Origin of the sequence: Pseudomonas sp. Tri1, assembly GCF_017968885.1 — a bacterium.
Lineage (GTDB): Bacteria > Pseudomonadota > Gammaproteobacteria > Pseudomonadales > Pseudomonadaceae > Aquipseudomonas.
In genome coordinates, this window is the sequence record NZ_CP072913.1 from 980,366 (window position 1) to 999,948 (window position 19,583).

Consider the following 19,583-nt stretch of genomic DNA (forward strand, 5'->3'; position numbering starts at 1 on the left):
TCCCCCTGTGGCGAGGGGATTTATCCCCGCTGGGCTGCGCAGCAGCCCCCAAACCAGGCAACTCGGAGTGCCAGGAGCATTGCTGATCGTTCCCACGCTCCTGCGTGGGAATGCAGCCACGGACGCTCCGCGTCCCAAGAGCCGAACGCGGAGCGTCCGTTGAGGCGTCCCCACGCAGAGCGTGGGAACGATCAGGTGGTGGGGTGAATGGCTACGGCGCGCCTTCGAGGAACTGCTCGGCGTAGTGACACGCCACCTGCCGGTTATCGAGTAGACGCAAGGCCGGTTCCTCGGTTTTGCAGCGCTCGGTGGCGTAGGGGCAGCGCTTGTGGAAGGCGCAGCCGGACGGTGGGTTGAGCGGGTTGGGCAGTTCGCCGACGATCTTGATCTTCGGCTTGTTCGGGTCCGGGTGGATGGTCGGGGTGGCCGACAGCAGCGCCTGGGTGTACGGATGCAGCGGGCGGCTGTAGATCGACTCGTTAGGGCCCATTTCCACCGGGCGGCCGAGGTACATCACCATTACGTCGTCGGCGACGTGTTGCACCACTGCCAGGTTATGGGAAATGAACACGTAGGCGGTGTTGAATTCCTCCTGCAAATCCATGAACAGGTTCAGCACCTGAGCCTGGATCGACACGTCCAGCGCCGACGTCGGTTCGTCCGCCACCAGCACCTTGGGTTGCAGCATCATGGCGCGGGCCAGGGCGATGCGCTGGCGCTGGCCGCCGGAAAACATGTGCGGGTAACGCTGGTAATGCTCGGGGCGCAAGCCTACCTGCTTCATCATCGCCTGGACTTTTTCCCGCCGCTCGGTGGCCGAGAGCTTGGTGTTGATCAGCAATGGCTCGGCCAGTTGATCACCGATCTTCTGTCGTGGGTTGAGGGACGCGTACGGGCTCTGGAACACCATCTGCACGTCTTTGCGCAATTGCTTGCGTTCGGCCTTGTTGGCGCCGGTCACTTCCTGGCCGGCAATTTTCAAGGAGCCGGAGGACGGTTCTTCGATCAGCGTCAGGGCCCGGGCGAGGGTGGATTTGCCGCAACCGGATTCACCAACCACGGCGAGGGTCTTGCCGGCTTCCAGTTCGAACGACACACCGTTGAGGGCACGCACGGTCGCATGGCCCTTGAACATGCCACGGGACACTTCGTAATGACGGGTCAGGTCACGGGCGGTAAGTACGACGGCCATCACGCCACCTCCTGGTTCAACGGGTAGAAGCAGCGGGCGAGGCTGTTGGATTTCGGGTCAAGAGCAGGGCGTTGCTGGCGGCAGTTATCCTGCACGTACGGGCAGCGCGGCGACAGCAGGCAACCTTGCGGACGGTCGTAGCGACCGGGGACGATACCGGGCAAGGTCGCCAGGCGCTCGGCACCCATGCTGTGTTCCGGAATCGCCGCCAACAGTGCTTCGCTGTACGGGTGGGCGGGGATGTCGAACAGTTCGGGCACCTTGCCCACTTCCACCGCTTGGCCGGCGTACATCACGCACACGCGCTGGGCGGTTTCAGCGACCACGGCGAGGTCGTGGGTGATCAGTACCAGGCCCATGTCCTGCTCTTTCTGCAGGGCCAACAGCAGGTCCATGATCTGTGCCTGGATGGTCACGTCGAGGGCGGTGGTCGGTTCGTCGGCGATCAACAGTTTCGGCTCGCCGGCAATGGCCATGGCAATCGCCACGCGCTGGCTCATGCCGCCGGACAGTTGGTGCGGGTAGGCGTCCATGCGGCTGGCGGCACCCGGGATCTCGACTTTTTCCAGCAGCTCGATGGCGCGCTTGCGGGCGGCCTTGCTGGACATCTTCAGGTGCAGGCGCAGCACTTCTTCGATCTGGAAACCTACGGTGTAGCTGGGGTTGAGCGCTGTCATCGGGTCCTGGAAGACCATCGCCAGGTCTTTGCCGACGATCTGCCGGCGCTGGCGGTTGCTCAGCTTGAGCATGTTTTTGCCGTCGAAGTTCACGGCGTCGGCGGTGATGATGCCAGGGTGCTCGATCAGACCCATCAGCGCCATCATGGTCACCGATTTACCCGAGCCCGATTCGCCAACGATGGCCAGGACTTCGCCTTTTTCCACGGTCAGGTCCAGGCCGTCGACCACCGGCACGGCAGTGGCGTCGCCGAAGCGAACGTTGAGATTCTTGATTTCTAGCAGTGACATGGGAATCTCCTCAGGCGGCATTCTTGAGTTTCGGGTCCAGCGCATCGCGCAAACCGTCGCCCATCAGGTTGATTGCCAGCACGCTGAGCAAAATGGTCAGGCCAGGCAGGCTCACCACCCACCAGGCGCGTTCGATGTAGTCGCGGGCCGAGGCCAGCATGGTGCCCCACTCCGGGGTAGGCGGCTGCACGCCCAGGCCGAGGAAGCCCAGGGCGGCGGCGTCGAGGATCGCCGAGGAAAAGCTCAGGGTCGCCTGGACGATCAGCGGCGCCATGCAGTTGGGCAGCACAGTGATGAACATCAGGCGCGGCAGGCCGGCACCGGCCAGGCGGGCGGCGGTCACGTAGTCGCGGTTCAGCTCGCCCATCACGGCGGCGCGGGTCAGGCGCACGTAGGACGGCAACGAGACGATGGCGATGGCGATCACGGTGTTGATCAGGCCAGGGCCGAGGATGGCGACGATCGCCACGGCCAGCAGCAGCGAGGGCAGGGCGAGCATGATGTCCATCAGACGCATGATGGTCGGGCCGAGGATGCGCGGGAAGAACCCGGCGAACAGCCCCAGCAGGATGCCCGGGATCAGTGACATGACCACCGACGATAAACCGATCAGCAGCGACAGGCGCGAACCCTGGATCAGGCGCGAGAGCAAATCGCGGCCCAGTTCGTCGGTGCCCAGCAGGAACTGGATTTGCCCACCTTCGAGCCAGGCCGGCGGGGTCAGCAGGAAGTCGCGGTACTGCTCGCTCGGGTCATGGGGGGCGACCCAGGGTGCGAAGAGCGCACAGAACACCACCAGGATCATGAACATCAATCCGGCCACGGCACCCTTGTTGCGGGAAAACGCGTGCCAGAATTCTTTGTACGGGGACGGGTACAGCAGGCTTTGATCGACTGCTACCGAGGTAGTTGGAGTACTCATTGTTTTGATCTCAGCGCTGGTGACGAATGCGTGGGTTGGCAAAGCCGTAGAGGATGTCCACGACGAAGTTGACCAGAATCACCAGGCAGGCGATTAACAGGATGCCGTTCTGCACCACGGGATAGTCCCGGGCGCCGATGGCTTCGATCAGCCACTTGCCGATGCCCGGCCAGGAGAAGATCGTTTCGGTCAGGACCGCACCGGCCAGCAGCGTGCCAACTTGCAGGCCGACCACGGTCAGCACCGGGATCAACGCGTTGCGCAGGCCGTGCACGAACACCACGCGCGACGGCGACAGGCCTTTGGCGCGGGCGGTACGGATGTAGTCTTCGCGCAGTACTTCGAGCATTGAAGAGCGGGTCATGCGGGCGATCACCGCCAGCGGAATGGTGCCCAGCACGATGGCCGGCAGGATCAGGTGATGCAGCGCGTCGAGAAATGCCCCAGGCTCATCGGCCAACAGGCTGTCGATCAGCATGAAACCGGTTTTGGGCTCGATGTCGTAGAGCAAGTCGATCCGCCCGGACACCGGGGTCCAACCCAGGGACACCGAGAAGAACATGATCAGGATCAGGCCCCACCAGAAGATCGGCATCGAGTATCCCGCCAGGGAGATGCCCATCACCCCATGGTCGAACAGGGACCCTCGCTTGAGTGCCGCGATCACCCCGGCCAAAAGGCCCAGGATACCGGCGAACAACAGGGCGGCCATGGACAGTTCCAGGGTCGCGGGAAACAGGGAGCTGAACTCGGTCCATACGCTTTCACGGGTACGCAGCGATTCGCCGAGGTCGCCGTGGGCCAGTTTGCCGATGTAGTCCAGGTACTGGGCATACAGCGGTTTATTCAGGCCAAGGCGTTCCATTGCCTGAGCATGCATTTCGGGATCGACCCGACGTTCGCCCATCATCACTTCCACGGGGTCGCCGGGAATCATGCGAATCAACGCGAAAGTCAGCAAGGTGATGCCGAAGAACGTGGGGATCAGTAATCCCAGTCGGCGGGCAATAAAACTAAACATCTTCAGGTGTACCTCATCAGCCGGTTAGGCGTGCCCGGCAACCCTCGGATAAGGGATGCCGGGCGTCTTCTTATCTACTTCACCTGGGTGGTGGCGAAGTTGTTGGTGGTGAGCGGGCTAATCACATAACCCTCTACGTTGTTGCGCATTGCCGTGAACATCCGGGTGTGGGCCATGCTGATCCATGGTTGGTCCTGGTTGAAAATCACCTGGGCCTGCTCATAGAGCTTGATGCGCTCCTCAGGGTTCACTGTGGCGCGAGCCTGGTCGATCAGGGCCTGGAATTTCTCGTTGCACCAGCGCGCGTAGTTTTCGCCGTTCTTGGCGGCCTCGCAACTGAGCATAGGCGTCAGGAAGTTATCCGGGTCGCCGTTATCGCCCGCCCATCCGGCGGAGACCATGTCGTGCTCGCCGTTTTTCGCGCGCTTGAGCATTTCGCCCCATTCCATCACGCGGATGTCGACCTTGATCCCGACCTTCGCCAGGTCGGCCTGCATCATCTGCGCGCCGAGCATCGGGTTGGGGTTGGTCGGACCGCCGCCGTTGCGGGTGAACAGGGTGAACACGGTGCCTTCCGGCACGCCGGCTTCCTTGAGCAGCTCGCGGGCCTTGTCCAGGCTGCGAGGTGGGTTCTTCAGGTCGTGGTTGAAGCCCAGCAGGGTTGGCGGATACGGGTTGACCGCGACGGTGGCGTTGCCCTTGCCGAACAGCGCGTTGACGTAGGCTTCCTTGTCGAAGGCCAGGTCGATGGCTTTACGCACCCGCACGTCGCTCATGTATTTGTGGCTGGTGTTCAGGGCGGTGTAGGAGACGGTCATCGCGTCCAGCTCGGCGACCTTCAGGTTAGGGTCTTTCTTGATGCTGGGGATGTCATCCGGTTTTGGATACAGCGCGATCTGGCACTCGTTGGTCTTGAGCTTTTGCATGCGCACGTTGTTGTCGGTGGCGATGGCCAGTACCAGGGCATCGGCCGGCGGCTTGCCACGGAAGTAGTCCGGGTTGGCCTTGAAGCGCACCTGGGCGTCCTTGTTGTAGCGCTGGAAGATGAACGGCCCGGTGCCGACCGGTTTGCTGTTGAGATCGCCGGCCTTATTGGCCTTGAGCAACTGGTCAGCGTATTCGGCCGGGTAGATCGAGGAGAAGGCCATGGCGATGTCGGCCAGGAATGGCGCTTCGCGACGGGTCAGGCTGAACTTGACCGTGTGTTCGTCGACTTTCTCGACGCTCTTGAGCAGTTCTTTGAAGCCCATGCTTTCAAAGTAGGGGAAGCCCACGCTCGACAGTTTGTGCCAGGGGTGATTCGGGTCCAACTGACGCTGGAAGCTCCAGACCACGTCGTCGGCGTTCATGTCGCGGGTCGGCTTGAAGTAGTCGGTGGTGTGGAACTTGACGCCCTTGCGCAGGTGGAAGGTGTACGTCAGGCCGTCATCACTGATGTCCCAGGATTCGGCCAGGGCCGGAATCACTTCCGTGGTGCCGGGCTTGAAGTCGGCCAGGCGGTTGAAAATGGTTTCTGCCACGGCGTCGGCAGTGACTGCAGTCGTGTACTGGACCATGTCGAAGCCTTCCGGGCTGGCTTCTGTACAAACCACCAGGGGTTTGGCCGTGGCGCCAACAGCGACACTCAGCAGCGCGGCAGCGATGGCGGCGCGTAGGGGGATCATGTTCATCGTCAATCCTCTGCAATCGGGTAAATGGCAAAAGACCGGACGGCCGACCTTGTGAGTCGACCGCCCGGTGGGAGTTTAGAGAATGTTGAACGGGATGGTGGTGACCAGGCGGAACTCGTTGAGGCTGCCGTCGGCCTGGTTTTCGCTGGCGCGGTGAGCGGTGTAGGTCGCACGGATCGCAGTGGCTTTCAGTGGACCGCTCTGTACGGCATAGGATGCGCCGATGCCGTATTCGTAGTGGTGTTCACCGTCCATGGCCTTCACATCGCTATAACCGGTGCTGTTGTAGTGAGTACCGTCGATGCCCCAACCGCGAGCCTGGTACACGTTGAACTTCAAGCCAGGCACGCCGTATTCGGCCATGTTCAGGCCGTAGGCGATCTGGAAGGATTTTTCGTTCGGGCCGTTGAAGTCCGAAAGCAGGGAGTTGGCCAGGTAGATGCCGTTGGTTTCGTGCAGGTAGTCGAAGTACTCGTTACCGTTCACTTCCTGGTACGAGAAGGTCAGGCTGTGAGCCTGATGCGTCAGGCCGAACGACAGGGAGTAGGTGTCGTTGTCGATCTCGCCCAGCTTGCTTTTGCCCGAATCCACGGTCTTGTAGTAGTTCAGGCCGGTGGTCAGGCTCAGCACCGAACTGTCGCCCAGTTCGTGGGTGGCGCCGAAGTAGTACTGGTTCCAGAGGTCTTCGGCCTGGGTCGCCCAAAGGCTGGTTTTCAGGCTGGCCAGTGGTTGGTAGGTGATACCGGCGGTGTTGACGTGATCGGTTTCAACGGTGCTGTCGCCGTATTCGGAACGGAACTTGCGCTGGCTCTCTTCGGTACGTGGCGAGTTGCGGTCGAAGGTGGCGATGTCGAAACCCAGGTTCTCGAATTCTTCGCTGTGCAGGCTCACACCCTGGAAGCTCGAAGGCAGGGCACGGTTACCGATGACGTCGACCATCGGGCTGCTGAAGTTCTGGCGGCCGGCAGTCAGGGTGGTGTTCGACACGCGAGCCTTGACGTTGGCCAGACCCAGTTTGCTCCATTGGCCGACGGCGTCGCCGCCTTCGCGGGTCAGGGTCCGGTTGTTACCAGCGCCAGGACGGGTGGTCGGCGCGCCGCCGTTGTTGGACGCCAGGTCCTTGCGATCCTGATCCAGGGCAATGGCGTTGTAGGCGGCCACTTCGGTGCTGAAACCCACGGTGCCTTCAGTGAAGCCCGAGTTGTACTTGATGATGGTGCCTTGCAACCAGTTGATACGGCGGTCGGTCTCACGGGCTTCGCCGTTCTTGCGGTAAGTGAGCTTCGCGCCGCGCTTGAACTGCTCATTGGCGTACCAGTTGCGGGTCGAACCCGTCACTGACTGGCCTTCGACGAAACCTTTGGCTTCGCTTTGTTCACTGGTGGTCTTGAGGGCCACCGGAGTGACCGCCTGGCTCTGGGATTCGGCATACGCCGTCACGGTGATGCTGCTGATGGCCAGGGCCAATATCGCGGTACTGCTCAGTTTCATGGGTAACGCTCCTTTCTTTCTTTTTAATGCCGGTCTTTTTTGGTGATACGGCTATGGGTTTTTACAACTCATTTACAGATCGCAAACGTTTGCATGGCGCCTAATCGACGAATTCAGGCAAGACGTCTGCGTGAGGGCCCACATGGGCCCCCAGACTGTATGGCTATCGGTTATGGGGTCAGGCTGACGCCTGAGAACACGTTGCGACCGAAGGGGCTGACTTTGAACCCTTCGACTTTGGCACTCAGCGGCTGGTTGACCGTCGAGTGGGCAACAGGGGTGATCGGCACTTGCTGCTTGAGCAACTGCTGGGCCTGTTTGTAGAGCACGGTGCGCTGGTCGCGGTCGGTGACGACCTTGGCCTGCTTGATCAGCTTGTCGTAATCCTGGTCACACCACATGGAGTAGTTGTTGCCGCCGATGGCGTCGCAGCTGTACAGCGTGCCCAGCCAGTTGTCCGGGTCGCCATTGTCGCCGGTCCAGCCGATCAGGCTGATGTCGTGCTCGCCGTTCTTGGTGCGCTTGATGTACTCGCCCCATTCGTAGCTGACGATCTTCACTTTCAGGCCGATCTTGGCCCAGTCGGCCTGGAGCATCTCGGCCATCAGCTTGGCGTTGGGGTTGTACGGGCGTTGCACGGGCATGGCCCAGAGGGTGATTTCGGTGCCGTCCTTGACCCCGGCGGCCTTGAGCAACTCCTTGGCTTTTTCCGGGTTGTAGGTGGTGTCCTTGATCGTGTCGTCGTAGGACCACTGGGTCGGCGGCATGGCGTTGACCGCCAGTTGCCCCGCGCCCTGGTACACGGCGTTGAGGATGCTTTGCTTGTTCACCGCCATGTCCAGCGCCCGGCGTACTTCGACCTGGTCGAACGGTTTGTGGCGGGTGTTATAGGCGATGTAGCCAAGGTTGAAACCGGGCTTCTCGATCAGTTGCAGCTTAGGGTCGTTCTTCAGGGCCGGTACGTCGGCCGGACGCGGATGCAAGGTGATCTGGCATTCGTTGGCCTTGAGCTTTTGCACCCGTACCGAGGCATCGGTGTTGATGGAGAAAATCAGGTTGTCCAGCTTGACCCGCTCCGGCGCCCAGTACTGCTTATTGGCGACGTAGCGGATGTTGGAGTCTTTCTGGTAGCTCTTGAACTCGAACGGCCCGGTGCCGATCGGCTTCTGGTTGATGTCGCTGGGCTTGCCGTTCTTGAGCAACTGCTCGGCGTATTCGGCCGACAGGATCGCGGCAAAACTCATGGCGATGTTCTGGATGAAGGCGGCGTCCACGCTGTTGAGGGTCATGACCACGGTCAACGGCCCGGTCGCTTCCACCTTGGCGATGTTCTTGTTCAGGCTCATGCCGTTGAAGTACGGAAACTCGGTGGGGTAGGCCTTGCGGAACGGATGCTGCGGGTCAAGCATGCGGTTGAAGGTGAACAGCACGTCGTCGGCGTTGAAGTCCCGGGTCGGTGTGAAGTAATCGGTGGTATGAAACTTCACCCCTTCGCGCAGGTGAAAGGTGTACTTCAGCCCGTCTTCGGAGATGTCCCAGCTTGTTGCAAGGCCCGGGACGACATTGGTCGCGCCTTTTTCGAACTCGGCCAGGCGGTTGTACAGCGGCTCGGCGGCGTCGTTGTCGGTAGCCGTGGTGTATTGCGCGGTGTCGAAACCGGCCGGGCTGCCTTCGGAACAGAACACCAGGTTGCTGCCGGCGGCCTGGGCCATGGACGCCGCGGCCAGCATGCCAGTGCCCAGCAAGGTGGATAAAACCAAGGTATGGCGCATGACGCTCCCTCTCTCGTTCGGGGTGTTGTAACAGTGAACCGGCGTCCTTCCGGGGACATTTCCGGGGCACTGAGTTCAATCCATTGCGCAGTGATGCCGCAGGGCCAGCAAACCGATCAGGCCCTGACGGTATGAGCCGTGGGCCAGACAGTAAATGCGTAATGCCTGAAAGACTTGTGGGAAAAGGCGATACGTCCTAAACCAACTGCTGTGGTACGCAGTGCTTTTGGATGCAGGCGATTTCCTGGGTCTTGGCCTAAAGCAACGGTATGCCGTGGGAGCGAGCCCTGCTCGCGATGGCGTTGTTGGTACACCGCCATCGCGCTCACAAGAGGGGCCGTTACGCCCGAAGATTCGGGCCGGCCCAGCGGGAGCAAGCTCCCTCGCCACAGGTCACCTTAGTTGCTGACGCTGACGCCGTAGAAGGAGTTCAAGCCAAAGGGGCTGATCTTGAAGTCCTGCACGTTGGTGCGCATGGGTTGGAACACCGTCGAGTGAGCGATGGGTGTCATTGGGACAGCATCTTTGAGGATGTGTTGTGCTTGCTTATACAGCTCGGTGCGTTTGGATTGATCCGAAGTGCGCTTGGCTTGCTTGACGATGTCGTCGAACTTCTTGTCGCACCATTTCGAGAAGTTGTTGCCCTGCAGCGAGTCGCAGCCAAACAACACGTTGAGCCAGTTGTCCGGGTCACCGTTGTCGCCGCTCCAGCCGATCAGCATGGCGCCGTTTTCACCACCCTTGGAACGCTTGATGTACTCGCCCCACTCGTAGGTGACGATCTTGGCCTTGATCCCGATCTTGGCCCAGTCCGATTGCAGCATTTCGGCCATCAGCTTGGCGTTCGGGTTATACGGACGCTGGACCGGCATCGCCCACAGGGTGATCTCGGTGCCTTCCTTGACGCCCGCTTCCTTGAGCAGCTCCTTGGCTTTCTCCGGGTTGTATGGTGCGTCCTTGATGGTGGTGTCGTAGGACCATTGGGTGGGTGGCATGGCATTGACGGCCAGTTGGCCGGCGCCCTGGTACACCGAATCGATGATCTGCTGCTTGTTGACGGCCATGTCCAGTGCCTGGCGCACTTTCAGCTGGGCCATCGGGTTGGGCTGGTCGCTGCCCTTGATCTTGTCCATCACGTTGTAGGCGATGTAGCCCAGGTTGAAGCCCGGTTGGTCCGGCATCTTCAGGTTCTTGTCTTCCTTGATCGCCTTGAGATCGGCCGGACGTGGGAAGAGGGTGACCTGGCATTCGTTCTTTTTCAGCTTCTGGATGCGCACCGATGGGTCGGTGGTGATGGCGAAGATCAGGTTGTCGATCTTCACGTCATCCGGCTTCCAGTATTCCTTGTTGCCCGTGAAGCGGATGTTCGAGTCTTTCTGGTAGCTCTTGAAGACGAACGGACCGGTGCCGATGGGCTTCTGGTTGATATCGGGGGCCTTGCCAGCCTTGAGCAACTGGCTGGCGTACTCGGCGGACTGGATGGAGGCAAAGTGCATGGCCATGTTCTGGATGAACGCGGCGTCAACGGCGTTGAGGGTGAACTTGACGGTCTTGTCGTCGAGCTTCTCGACCTTGGCGATGTTGGTGTCCATGCCCATGTCGGTGAAGTACGGGAATTCGGTCGGGTACGCCTTACGGAACGGGTCATCCTTGCTGATCATGCGATTGAAGGTGAACAGCACGTCGTCGGCGTTGAACTCGCGGGTTGGCTTGAAGTACGGGGTGGTGTGGAACTTGACGCCTTCACGCAGGTGGAAGGTGTAGGTCAGGCCGTCTTCGGAAATGTCCCACTTGGTCGCCAGGCCAGGAATCACAGCGGTGCCGCCACGTTCGAACTGGGTCAGACGGTTGAATACGGTTTCTGCGGAGGCGTCGAAGTCGGTTCCGGTGGTGTACTGACCAGGGTCAAAACCGGCCGGGCTCCCTTCGGAGCAGAACACCAGGTTAGTCGCGGCTTGGGCGAAAGATGCGCTGGCTAATAAGCTCGCGCCGACTAAAAACGGAATGACCGCTTGTTTAAGCATGTTGGCCTCATGATTTGTTGTCATTTTTGGATTTGAGGGCGACCTCGTGAGTCGTCCTGCGGATACTTATGCAGGCCCCATACCCAATGCAAGATCCAGAGCGGTCACAAGTCCGATTCAGTGGCACGAACGTACCTTAATGTCGCATCTGTATAACTTCTGACGCAGTTGACCGTTTGCGCAGGGTTTTTTGGAGCAAATCGCGCTCCGCGCCGGTGCGTCGCGGGGGTCTCTACGCACCGGTTTGGAGCAGGTTCTACCTCTTCAAACCCACGCCGTAGAAGGGTGTAAGGCCGAACGGGCTGAGTTTGAAGTCCACCACTTGCCTGTTTATCGGTTGGAAGACCGTGGAGTTGGCGATGGGCGTGATGGGCACCTGTTGCTTGAGGATTTGCTGCGCTTGTCGATACAAATCGATCCGCTGCTGGTGGTCGGTGGAGACCTTGGCCTGCTGGATCAGTCGGTCATAGGCCGGGTCGCACCACTTGGCGTAGTTGCTGCCCTTGACCGCCGCGCAGCTGTACAGCACACCTAGCCAGTTGTCCGGGTCGCCGTTGTCGCCGGTCCAGCCGTAAATCATTGCATCATGCTCGCCATTTTTTGCGCGCTTGATGTACTCGCCCCATTCATAGCTGACGATGTTGGCCTTGATGCCGATCTTGGCCCAATCCTGCTGGATCATCTGCGCAGACATTCGCGCATTGGGGTTGGAGGCGCGTTGCACTGTCATTGCCCATAAATTGATGGTTGTACCGGGCGCAACTCCGGCTTCCTTGAGGAGCGCCTTGGCCTTGGTCACGTCATGGGGCGCGTCCTGGATGGCCGGGTCGAACGACCATTGGGCTGGCGGCAAGGCGTTTTGCGCCAGTTGGCCGGCGCTCTGGTACACGGCCTTGATGATCGCCGGTTTGTCGATGGCCATGTCCAGCGCCTGGCGCACTTTAAGCTGGTCCAGGGGCGGGTGCGTGACGTTGTAGGCCAGGAAGCCCAGGTTGAAGCCTGGCTGCTTGAGCACTTGCAAGTTCGGGTCTTGCTCGATCACCTCGATGTCAGCCGGACGCGGGTAGCCGCTGACCTGACATTCGCCGCGCTTGAGCTTCTGCAAGCGCACGGCGGCGTCCGGGGTGATGGAGAAAATCAGGTTGTCGAGCTTCACGTCCTCGGGTTTCCAGTACGCGGTGTTGGCGGCGTAGCGGATCTGCGAATCCTTCTGGTAGCGCTTGAACACGAACGGACCGGTGCCGACGGGTTTTTGGTTAAGGTCCCCGGCCTTGCCTTCCTTCAACAACTGCTCGGCGTATTCGGCGGACTGCACGGAGGCGAAACTCATCGCCAGGTTCTGCACGAAAGCGGCATCGACGTTGTTCAGGTTGAAGTGCACGGTGTGCTCGTCGACTTTCTCGACGCTTTTGATCGTGGTGTTCAGGCCCATGTCGGTGAAATACGGCGACTCGGTGGGGTAGGCCTGGCGAAATGGGTGTTGCGGGTCGAGCAGGCGCTGGAAGGTGAACAATACGTCGTCGGCGTTGAAGTCGCGGCTGGGGGTGAAATAGTCGGTGGTGTGGAATTTCACGCCGTTGCGCAGGTGGAAGGTGTAGACCAGGCCGTCGGGTGACACGTCCCAGCTGGTGGCCAACCCGGGCTCGACCTCGGTACCGCCGCGCTTGAATTGGGTGATCCGGTTGAACACGGTTTCGGCTGAGGCATCGAAGTCGGTGCCGCTGGTGTATTGGCTGGGGTCGAACCCGGCGGGGCTGGCTTCGGAGCAGTAGACCAGGGTGGTGGCGGCCTGGGCCATTGGGGTGCTGCTGATCAGGGCGAGGGTGAGTAGGAGTGGTTTGAAGGTGGTTCTGTCCATGAAATCCCTTGGGGGTGGTGAGGTTTTCAGGAGAGTAGCGTTGCGGGTGGGGGTGTTGGAAATATCGAAAAGTGAGGGGGACTGTTGGGTTTGGGCATAGCGCTCTGGACGAGGCGGCCTGACAGCCGGCCTGGTTCCCCCGGTCGAACACCCTTCAGATCTGTGGGAGCAAAGCTTGCTCGCGAGGCGGCCTGACAGCCGACCTGTTTCTCCCGGTCGTACTCCGATCAAACTGTGGGAGCGAGCTTGCTCGCGATGGCGGCCTGACAGCCGGCCAGAATGTTGTTGGCTGAGTACATATCCATTGCTGCGGTAACGGCGGCTTAGGGTTCCGCCCTTACGGCGGGTCACTTTTGAAGAGCGCAAAAGTAACCAAAACGCTTTTGCCCCACCACTCGGTGCCTCGCTTAGGCTCGGTGTGCCCGAACGCAGGCATTGCTCCGTGGGCCCGCCGCGAAGGGCCATCCATGGCCCAGCGCGGCTATCCCGGCATCCATGCCGGGATGCCCACTCCACAATGCCTGCGTTCGGCCAGCGTGGTTAACGGGGCGCCAAAATCTACGTCCGCCGGGAGGCGGCCTTATAGCCGACCTGGCTCTTGGTGAGACCGCGTTTCCCCTGTGGGAGCGGCTTTCTCGCGAAGGCGGTGTCACAGTCGATGAAGATGTTGAGTTTGTCGGCCTCTTCGCGAGCAAGCTCGCTCCCACAATTGGGTCGGAGTACAGCCATAAGAAATAGGTCGGCTGTCAGGCCGCCTCGCGGCGGCCCACGGAGCAATGCCTTCGTTCAGGCATGCCGAGCCTAAGCGAGGCACCGAGTGGTGGGGCAAAAGCGTTTTGCTTACTTTTGACTGGGCCGGCTTCCGGGCTTCTCAAAAGTGAGCCGCCGTAAGGGCGGAACCATTAGTCGTCGTTACCAAAAAAACGGATATACACACAGCTTTGAAAAGGGCCGCTGCCGCAGCCCAGCGAGGATAAATCCCCTCGCCACAAGGAGGGGCACTGGGCTGGCGTCTCTGTCAGCCCATCATTACGGTATCGACACCTCAATCACCCCATCCGCCGTCATCGTCACTTGGCTGGTGCCTGGTTCGACTTCCGGCGTGACCGACTCAGCATCCATGGACGCGGCTTTCATCATCATCTGCGGGCGCATGAACGGTTGTGGGTAACCGTTGGTGTTGAAGTTCAGGTTGACGATTTTGTAGCCCTTGCCGCCCAGGGCGTCGGTGGCCAGTTGGGCGCGGGCCTTGAAGGCGTTGACGGCGTCCTTGAGCAGGGCGTCTTCGCTGCTTTGGCGCACGGCGGTGGAGATGGCGAAGTCCATGCCGCCCATTTTCATATCGGTGAGCAATTCGCCGGTGAGCTTGGACAGGGCGGCGAAGTCGGCGCTTTCCAGGCGCAGTTCGGCGCGTTCGCGCCAGCCGGTGATTTTCCCGCCTTTGTTGTCGTAGATCGGGTAGCTGCTGCGGCTGCCCTGGCGCAGGGTAATGTCCTTGACCTGTTTGGCCTGGCCGATGGCTTTGTTCAGCGTGGTGCTGACGGTGGCGGCGAGTTTGGCCGGGTCGGTGTTCTGTTCCTCGGTGTAGAGGGTGACGATCATCAGGTCGCGCGCCACGTCCTTGTTGACTTCGGCACGCAGGGAAATCTGGTTGTAGTGCAGCTCATCGGCGGCCAGGGCCGGCAGGCTGGCGAGAGTGCCGAGGCTGAGGGCGAGCAGGGCGGCGGGGCGACTGAACGTGTGCATGAAAGCTCCTTGGGATGAGGCGCAGGGGTAAGGTCCGGGCCTGCGTGAACGGTAAGACTCTAGCTTTTATGGGCGGGTTCGCACAGTTACAACTTCTATACAGATACGAGGGGTCGTGGAGCTTTTGTGGCGAAGTGTGTCATTTCGAGGCTGTGGCGCTTTGCCGCACAGTTGTCTGTGCAACCCACGCCTTGGTTATACTCCGTGCGATCCGCCTGGAGCGCTCATCAGGAGAGCTCATGCTCGCCCCTTTGCAACTGACTTCCGCCTCTCGCCAGAACCTCTGGCGCCTGACGTTTATCCGCATTCTGGTCCTGGCTGCCCAGGCCGGTTCCGTGGGGCTCGCCTATTGGTTCGACCTGCTGCCGCTGCCTTGGCTGCAGCTGGCGATCACCCTGGCCTGTTCCAGCGTGCTCTGTGCGCTGACGGCCATCCGTCTGCGCACCTCGTGGCCGGTGACTGAGCTCGAATACGCCGTGCAGCTGGCCTGTGACCTGTTTATCCACAGCGCGCTGCTGTATTTCTCCGGCGGCTCCACCAACCCCTTCGTCTCCTATTACCTGGTGCCGCTGACCATCGCCGCCGTGACGTTGCCATGGCGGTTTTCGCTGATCCTTTCCGGTATAGCCCTGGCGCTGTACACCTTGCTGCTGGCGCGTTTCTACCCGCTGGAGACCTTCCCCATCGCCCGGGAGAACCTGCAGATCTACGGCATGTGGCTGAGTTTCGCGCTGGCGGCGGCGGTGATCACGTTTTTTGCCGCGCGCATGGCCGAGGAACTGCGTCGCCAGGAAGAACTGCGGGCCATCCGCCGTGAAGAGGGCCTGCGGGATGAGCAATTGCTGGCCGTGGCGACCCAGGCCGCTGGCGCCGCCCATGAATTGGGTACCCCGCTGGCGACCATGAGCGTGCTGCTCAAGGAGATGCGCCAGGATCACCACGACCCGGCACTGCAAGAGGACCTCAGCGTGTTGCAGGATCAGGTCAAGCTCTGCAAGGAAACCCTGCAGTACCTGGTGCGCGCCGCCGAGGCCAACCGCCGGCTGGCCATCGACATGCAGGATGTCACTGACTGGCTCGACGAGGCCCTGAACCGCTGGCACCTGATGCGCCCGGAGGCCAGTTATCGCTTCCAGCGCCTGGGCCAGGGCCCGGTGCCGCGCATGGCGCCGCCGCCGGACCTGACCCAGGCGTTGCTGAACCTGTTGAACAACGCTGCCGACGCCTGCCCCGAAGGCCTGGAAGTGGCGCTGGACTGGAACGCCTATGAGCTGACCATCAGCATTCGCGACCATGGCGCTGGTGTGCCGCTGGCGATTGCCGAGCAGATTGGCAAGCCGTTCTACACCACCAAGGGCAAAGGTTTCGGCCTCGGCCTGTTTTTGAGCAAAGCCAGCGTGACACGCGCCGGCGGCTCGGTGAAACTCTACCCCCATGAGGAAGGCGGCACGCTCACCGAGCTGCGCCTGCCCCATGCCGACCGAGGAGACGAACATGAGTGACGAGATCCAAGTCGACGGCGAAGAACTGCCGCACCTGTTGCTGGTGGATGACGACGCTACTTTTACCCGCGTGATGGCCCGGGCCATGTCCCGTCGCGGCTTTCGCGTGAGCACTGCCGGTTCCGCCGAGGAAGGCCTGAGCATCGCCCAGGCCGACCTGCCGGACTACGCTGCCCTGGACTTGAAAATGGACGGTGACTCGGGCTTGGTGCTGCTGCCCAAGCTGCTGGAGCTGGACCCGGAAATGCGTGTGGTGATCCTCACCGGTTATTCGAGCATTGCCACCGCGGTCGAAGCCATCAAGCGCGGTGCCTGCAATTACCTGTGCAAACCGGCTGACGCCGATGATGTGCTGGCGGCGCTGTTGTCCGAGCATGCCGACCTCGACACCCTGGTGCCGGAAAACCCCATGTCGGTGGATCGCCTGCAATGGGAGCACATCCAGCGGGTGCTGACCGAGCACGAAGGCAATATCTCCGCCACCGCCCGCGCCTTGGGCATGCACCGGCGGACTTTGCAGCGCAAATTGCAAAAGCGTCCCGTGCGTCGCTGAACCTGCGCTGAACAGGTGTTGTCCACCCTCGCGACACATCGGGCCGTTGTTCTATGATCGGCCCGAGTCTTTTCTTTATTTGAGCCTTAACCATGAATCAGAACGCTGAATATTCCGCGGTCAATGACGCGGTGCGCGGGCAGTTTTTCCGCCGTGTCTGGCAAATGACCACGCCGTACTGGCGCAGTGAGGAGAAGGGCAAGGCCTGGACGTTGTTGATCGCTGTCATCGCGCTGTCGCTGTTCAGCGTGGCGATTTCGGTGTGGATCAACAGTTGGTACAAGGATTTCTACAACGCCCTGCAAGAGAAGGACAGCGCGGCGTTCTGGCAGTTGATCCTGTATTTCTGCGGCATCGCCGCGGTGGCGATCCTGGGCGCGGTCTACCGTTTGTACCTGACGCAGATGCTCACCATTCGCTGGCGGGCCTGGCTGACGGAGCAACACTTTGCCCGTTGGCTCAATGACAAGAACTATTACCGACTGGAGCAGGGCGGTTATACCGATAACCCGGACCAGCGGATTTCCGAAGACCTCAACAGCTTCACCACTAATACCCTGAGCCTGGGCTTGGGGCTGCTGCGCACTGTGGTCAGCCTGGTGTCGTTCTCGATCATTTTGTGGGGGGTGTCGGGCAGCATCGAAGTGTTCGGCTACACCATCCCGGGCTATATGTTCTGGTGCGCACTGGTGTATGCGGCGGTGGGCAGTTGGTTGACGCATCTGATCGGCCGTCGCTTGATCACCCTGAACAACAACCAGCAACGCTTCGAAGCCGACCTGCGTTTCTCCATGGTGCGGGTGCGCGAGAACGCCGAAAGCATTGCGCTGTACAACGGCGAACCGAACGAGAACCGCCGCCTGAGCGGGCGTTTTGGCCTGGTCTGGCATAACTTCTGGGACATCATGCGGGTGTCCAAGCGCTTGACGTTCTTCACCTCTGGCTACGGCCAGATCGCGATCATCTTCCCGTTCATCGTTGCGGCGCCGCGCTACTTCGCCGGCAAGATCCAGTTGGGCGAGCTCATGCAGATCAACTCGGCGTTCGGCAATGTGCAGGAGAACTTCAGCTGGTTCATCAGCGCCTACGCCGACCTCGCCGCGTGGCGCGCCACCTGTGATCGTTTGCTGAGCTTCCGCCAGGCCATGAGCGAGAACGAAGACCGTGTGCCGGCCATTGATGTGCAAAACCAGGGCGACGCATTGAAGGTGCGCAACCTGGGGCTGGACCTGGCTGACGGTCGTCATCTGCTCAGCAACACCGACATGACCGTTGAACCGGGTGAGCGGGTGATGCTCAGTGGTCGCTCGGGCAGTGGTAAATCCACGCTGTTTCGCGCAATGGGGCATTTGTGGCCCGCCGGGCATGGCCATATTCTTCTGCCAGCGGCGCGTTATCTGTTCCTGCCACAAAAGCCTTATCTGCCGATTGGCAGCCTGCGTGAAGTGTTGAGTTATCCACAGGCTGGCGACGTCTATCCCAACGAGCGTTATGCACAGGTGCTGGAAACCTGTCGCCTGCCGCACCTGGTTGCGCGGTTGGATGAAAGCAACCACTGGCAGCGCATGCTCTCGCCTGGCGAACAACAACGCCTGGCCTTTGCCCGTGCATTGCTTTATGCACCGCAATGGTTGTACATGGACGAAGCCACGTCGGCGATGGATGAAGAAGACGAAGCGACGCTGTACCAGGCGCTGATCGACCAATTGCCAGGCCTGAGCATCATCAGCGTTGGTCACCGAAGCAGTTTGAAACGTTTCCACCCGCGACACGTGCGTATTGAAAATGGCCAACTGGTGGAGCGCACCGTAACCGCCTGAACACCTCAAAACCTGTGGGAGCGAGCTTGCTCGCGATAGCAGTAGGTCAGTTGATGTTGCTGTGGCTGACCCGCCGCCATCGCGAGCAAGCTCGCTCCCACACGGGTTTGTGGTGAATCGGATGTTCATGCCTACAACCGATCCAATGTGGGAGCGAGCCTGCTCGCGATGAAGGCGACTCGGTGTCAGCTCCAGACTCGCCATTGCACCCACGGTGATCATACAACCACGTTGCGCTATGATGATGCGCATTCAGCCGTTTTGCCGAGACACAGACCCATGGAAAACCCGATCGAAGTACCACGCTTTCCCCGCAAGCGCCGCAGCCTGGCGCAGGAGCTGGTGACGGTGTTGACCGAGCAGATTCGCGACGGCCTGCTCAAGCGTGGCGATAAATTGCCCACCGAGTCGGCGATCATGGAAGCCCATGGCGTCAGCCGTACCGTGGTGCGCGAGGCGATTTCCCGCTTGCAGGCCGCCGGCCAGGTGGAAACCCGCCATGGCATCGGCACCTTCGTGCTGGACACGCCGAGCCCGAGCGGTTTTCGCATCGACCCGGCCACGGTGGTCACCTTGCGTGACGTGCTGGCGATCCTCGAATTGCGCATCAGCCTGGAAGTGGAATCCGCCGGGCTGGCGGCACAGCGCCGCAGCGACGAGCAGTTGGCGGCGATGCGCGCCGCCCTTGACGCCTTGAACGAAAGCGCCGCCCACGCCAGCGATGCAGTCGCCTCGGACTTCGCCTTCCACCTGGAAATCGCCCTGTCCACCGGCAACCGCTACTTCACCGACATCATGACCCACCTGGGCACCAGCATCATTCCGCGTACCCGGGTGAACTCGGCGCGCCTGGCCCACGATGACCAGCAACGCTACATGAACCGCCTGAGCCGGGAGCACGAGGAGATCTACGACGCCATCGCCCGCCAGGACTCCGAGGCGGCCCGTGCGGCCATGCGTTTGCACCTGACCAACAGCCGCGAGCGGCTGCGCCAGGCTCATGAAGAGGCGCAAGCGCAGGGGTAGCTTCTGTCAGTTGAGATG

At 60.9% G+C, this 19,583-nt stretch carries 14 protein-coding genes; 4 read left to right on the forward strand and 10 right to left on the reverse strand.

Annotated elements, in window-relative coordinates; genetic code table 11:
* Positions 1 to 211 precede the first annotated feature (211 nt).
* From J9870_RS04160 to J9870_RS04205, 10 genes are all read right to left on the reverse strand, one after another.
* Positions 212 to 1,192: a peptide ABC transporter ATP-binding protein gene (locus tag J9870_RS04160; protein WP_210642822.1), complete on the reverse strand. Its 981-nt coding sequence runs from the start codon at positions 1,190 to 1,192 to the stop codon at positions 212 to 214.
* Positions 1,192 to 2,160, reverse strand: coding sequence for an ABC transporter ATP-binding protein (locus tag J9870_RS04165; RefSeq protein WP_210642823.1), 969 nt, complete (start codon positions 2,158 to 2,160; stop codon positions 1,192 to 1,194). The genes J9870_RS04160 and J9870_RS04165 overlap by 1 nt, the downstream gene beginning before the upstream one ends.
* Before the next feature lie 10 nt (positions 2,161 to 2,170).
* Positions 2,171 to 3,082, reverse strand: a complete 912-nt coding sequence (locus J9870_RS04170) for an ABC transporter permease subunit (protein ID WP_210642824.1) — start codon at positions 3,080 to 3,082, stop codon at positions 2,171 to 2,173.
* A gap of 10 nt (positions 3,083 to 3,092) precedes the next feature.
* Positions 3,093 to 4,103 (reverse strand): ABC transporter permease subunit, encoded by a 1,011-nt coding sequence (locus J9870_RS04175; protein WP_210642825.1) that lies wholly within the window; start codon positions 4,101 to 4,103, stop codon positions 3,093 to 3,095.
* 74 nt (positions 4,104 to 4,177) lie between these two features.
* A complete protein-coding gene (locus J9870_RS04180) occupies positions 4,178 to 5,773 on the reverse strand; it encodes an ABC transporter substrate-binding protein (RefSeq protein ID WP_210642826.1) in 1,596 nt (531 codons plus the stop codon).
* Positions 5,774 to 5,848: 75 nt separating this feature from the next.
* Positions 5,849 to 7,264 (reverse strand): OprD family porin, encoded by a 1,416-nt coding sequence (locus J9870_RS04185; protein ID WP_210642827.1) that lies wholly within the window; start codon positions 7,262 to 7,264, stop codon positions 5,849 to 5,851.
* Positions 7,265 to 7,434: 170 nt separating this feature from the next.
* Complete coding sequence (locus tag J9870_RS04190) at positions 7,435 to 9,036, reverse strand: ABC transporter substrate-binding protein (RefSeq protein WP_210642828.1); 1,602 nt, start codon at positions 9,034 to 9,036, stop codon at positions 7,435 to 7,437.
* A 398-nt stretch (positions 9,037 to 9,434) separates the two neighbouring features.
* The gene (locus tag J9870_RS04195; protein ID WP_210642829.1) at positions 9,435 to 11,060 is read right to left on the reverse strand and encodes an ABC transporter substrate-binding protein; all 1,626 of its coding nucleotides are present in this window, start codon (positions 11,058 to 11,060) and stop codon (positions 9,435 to 9,437) included.
* 256 nt (positions 11,061 to 11,316) lie between these two features.
* Entirely contained in the window at positions 11,317 to 12,918 is a 1,602-nt protein-coding gene (locus tag J9870_RS04200) for an ABC transporter substrate-binding protein (protein ID WP_210642830.1), read from the reverse strand.
* 1,029 nt (positions 12,919 to 13,947) lie between these two features.
* A complete protein-coding gene (locus J9870_RS04205) occupies positions 13,948 to 14,664 on the reverse strand; it encodes an SIMPL domain-containing protein (protein ID WP_210642831.1) in 717 nt (238 codons plus the stop codon).
* A 239-nt stretch (positions 14,665 to 14,903) separates the two neighbouring features.
* Here J9870_RS04205 and J9870_RS04210 point away from each other — a divergent pair, with 239 nt between their 5' ends.
* The 4 genes from J9870_RS04210 (at position 14,904) to J9870_RS04225 (ending at position 19,565) form a co-directional block, all read left to right on the forward strand.
* Positions 14,904 to 16,166, forward strand: coding sequence for an ATP-binding protein (locus tag J9870_RS04210; protein WP_210642832.1), 1,263 nt, complete (start codon positions 14,904 to 14,906; stop codon positions 16,164 to 16,166).
* A complete protein-coding gene (locus J9870_RS04215) occupies positions 16,159 to 16,719 on the forward strand; it encodes a response regulator transcription factor (RefSeq protein WP_047229017.1) in 561 nt (186 codons plus the stop codon). Before J9870_RS04210 ends, J9870_RS04215 begins: the two co-directional genes overlap by 8 nt.
* Positions 16,720 to 16,811: 92 nt before the next feature.
* On the forward strand, positions 16,812 to 18,539 hold the full coding sequence (locus J9870_RS04220; protein WP_210642833.1) for an ABC transporter ATP-binding protein/permease: 1,728 nt from the start codon (positions 16,812 to 16,814) through the stop codon (positions 18,537 to 18,539).
* Positions 18,540 to 18,818: 279 nt separating this feature from the next.
* The gene (locus J9870_RS04225; RefSeq protein WP_003197797.1) at positions 18,819 to 19,565 is read left to right on the forward strand and encodes a FadR/GntR family transcriptional regulator; all 747 of its coding nucleotides are present in this window, start codon (positions 18,819 to 18,821) and stop codon (positions 19,563 to 19,565) included.
* Positions 19,566 to 19,583 lie beyond the last annotated feature (18 nt).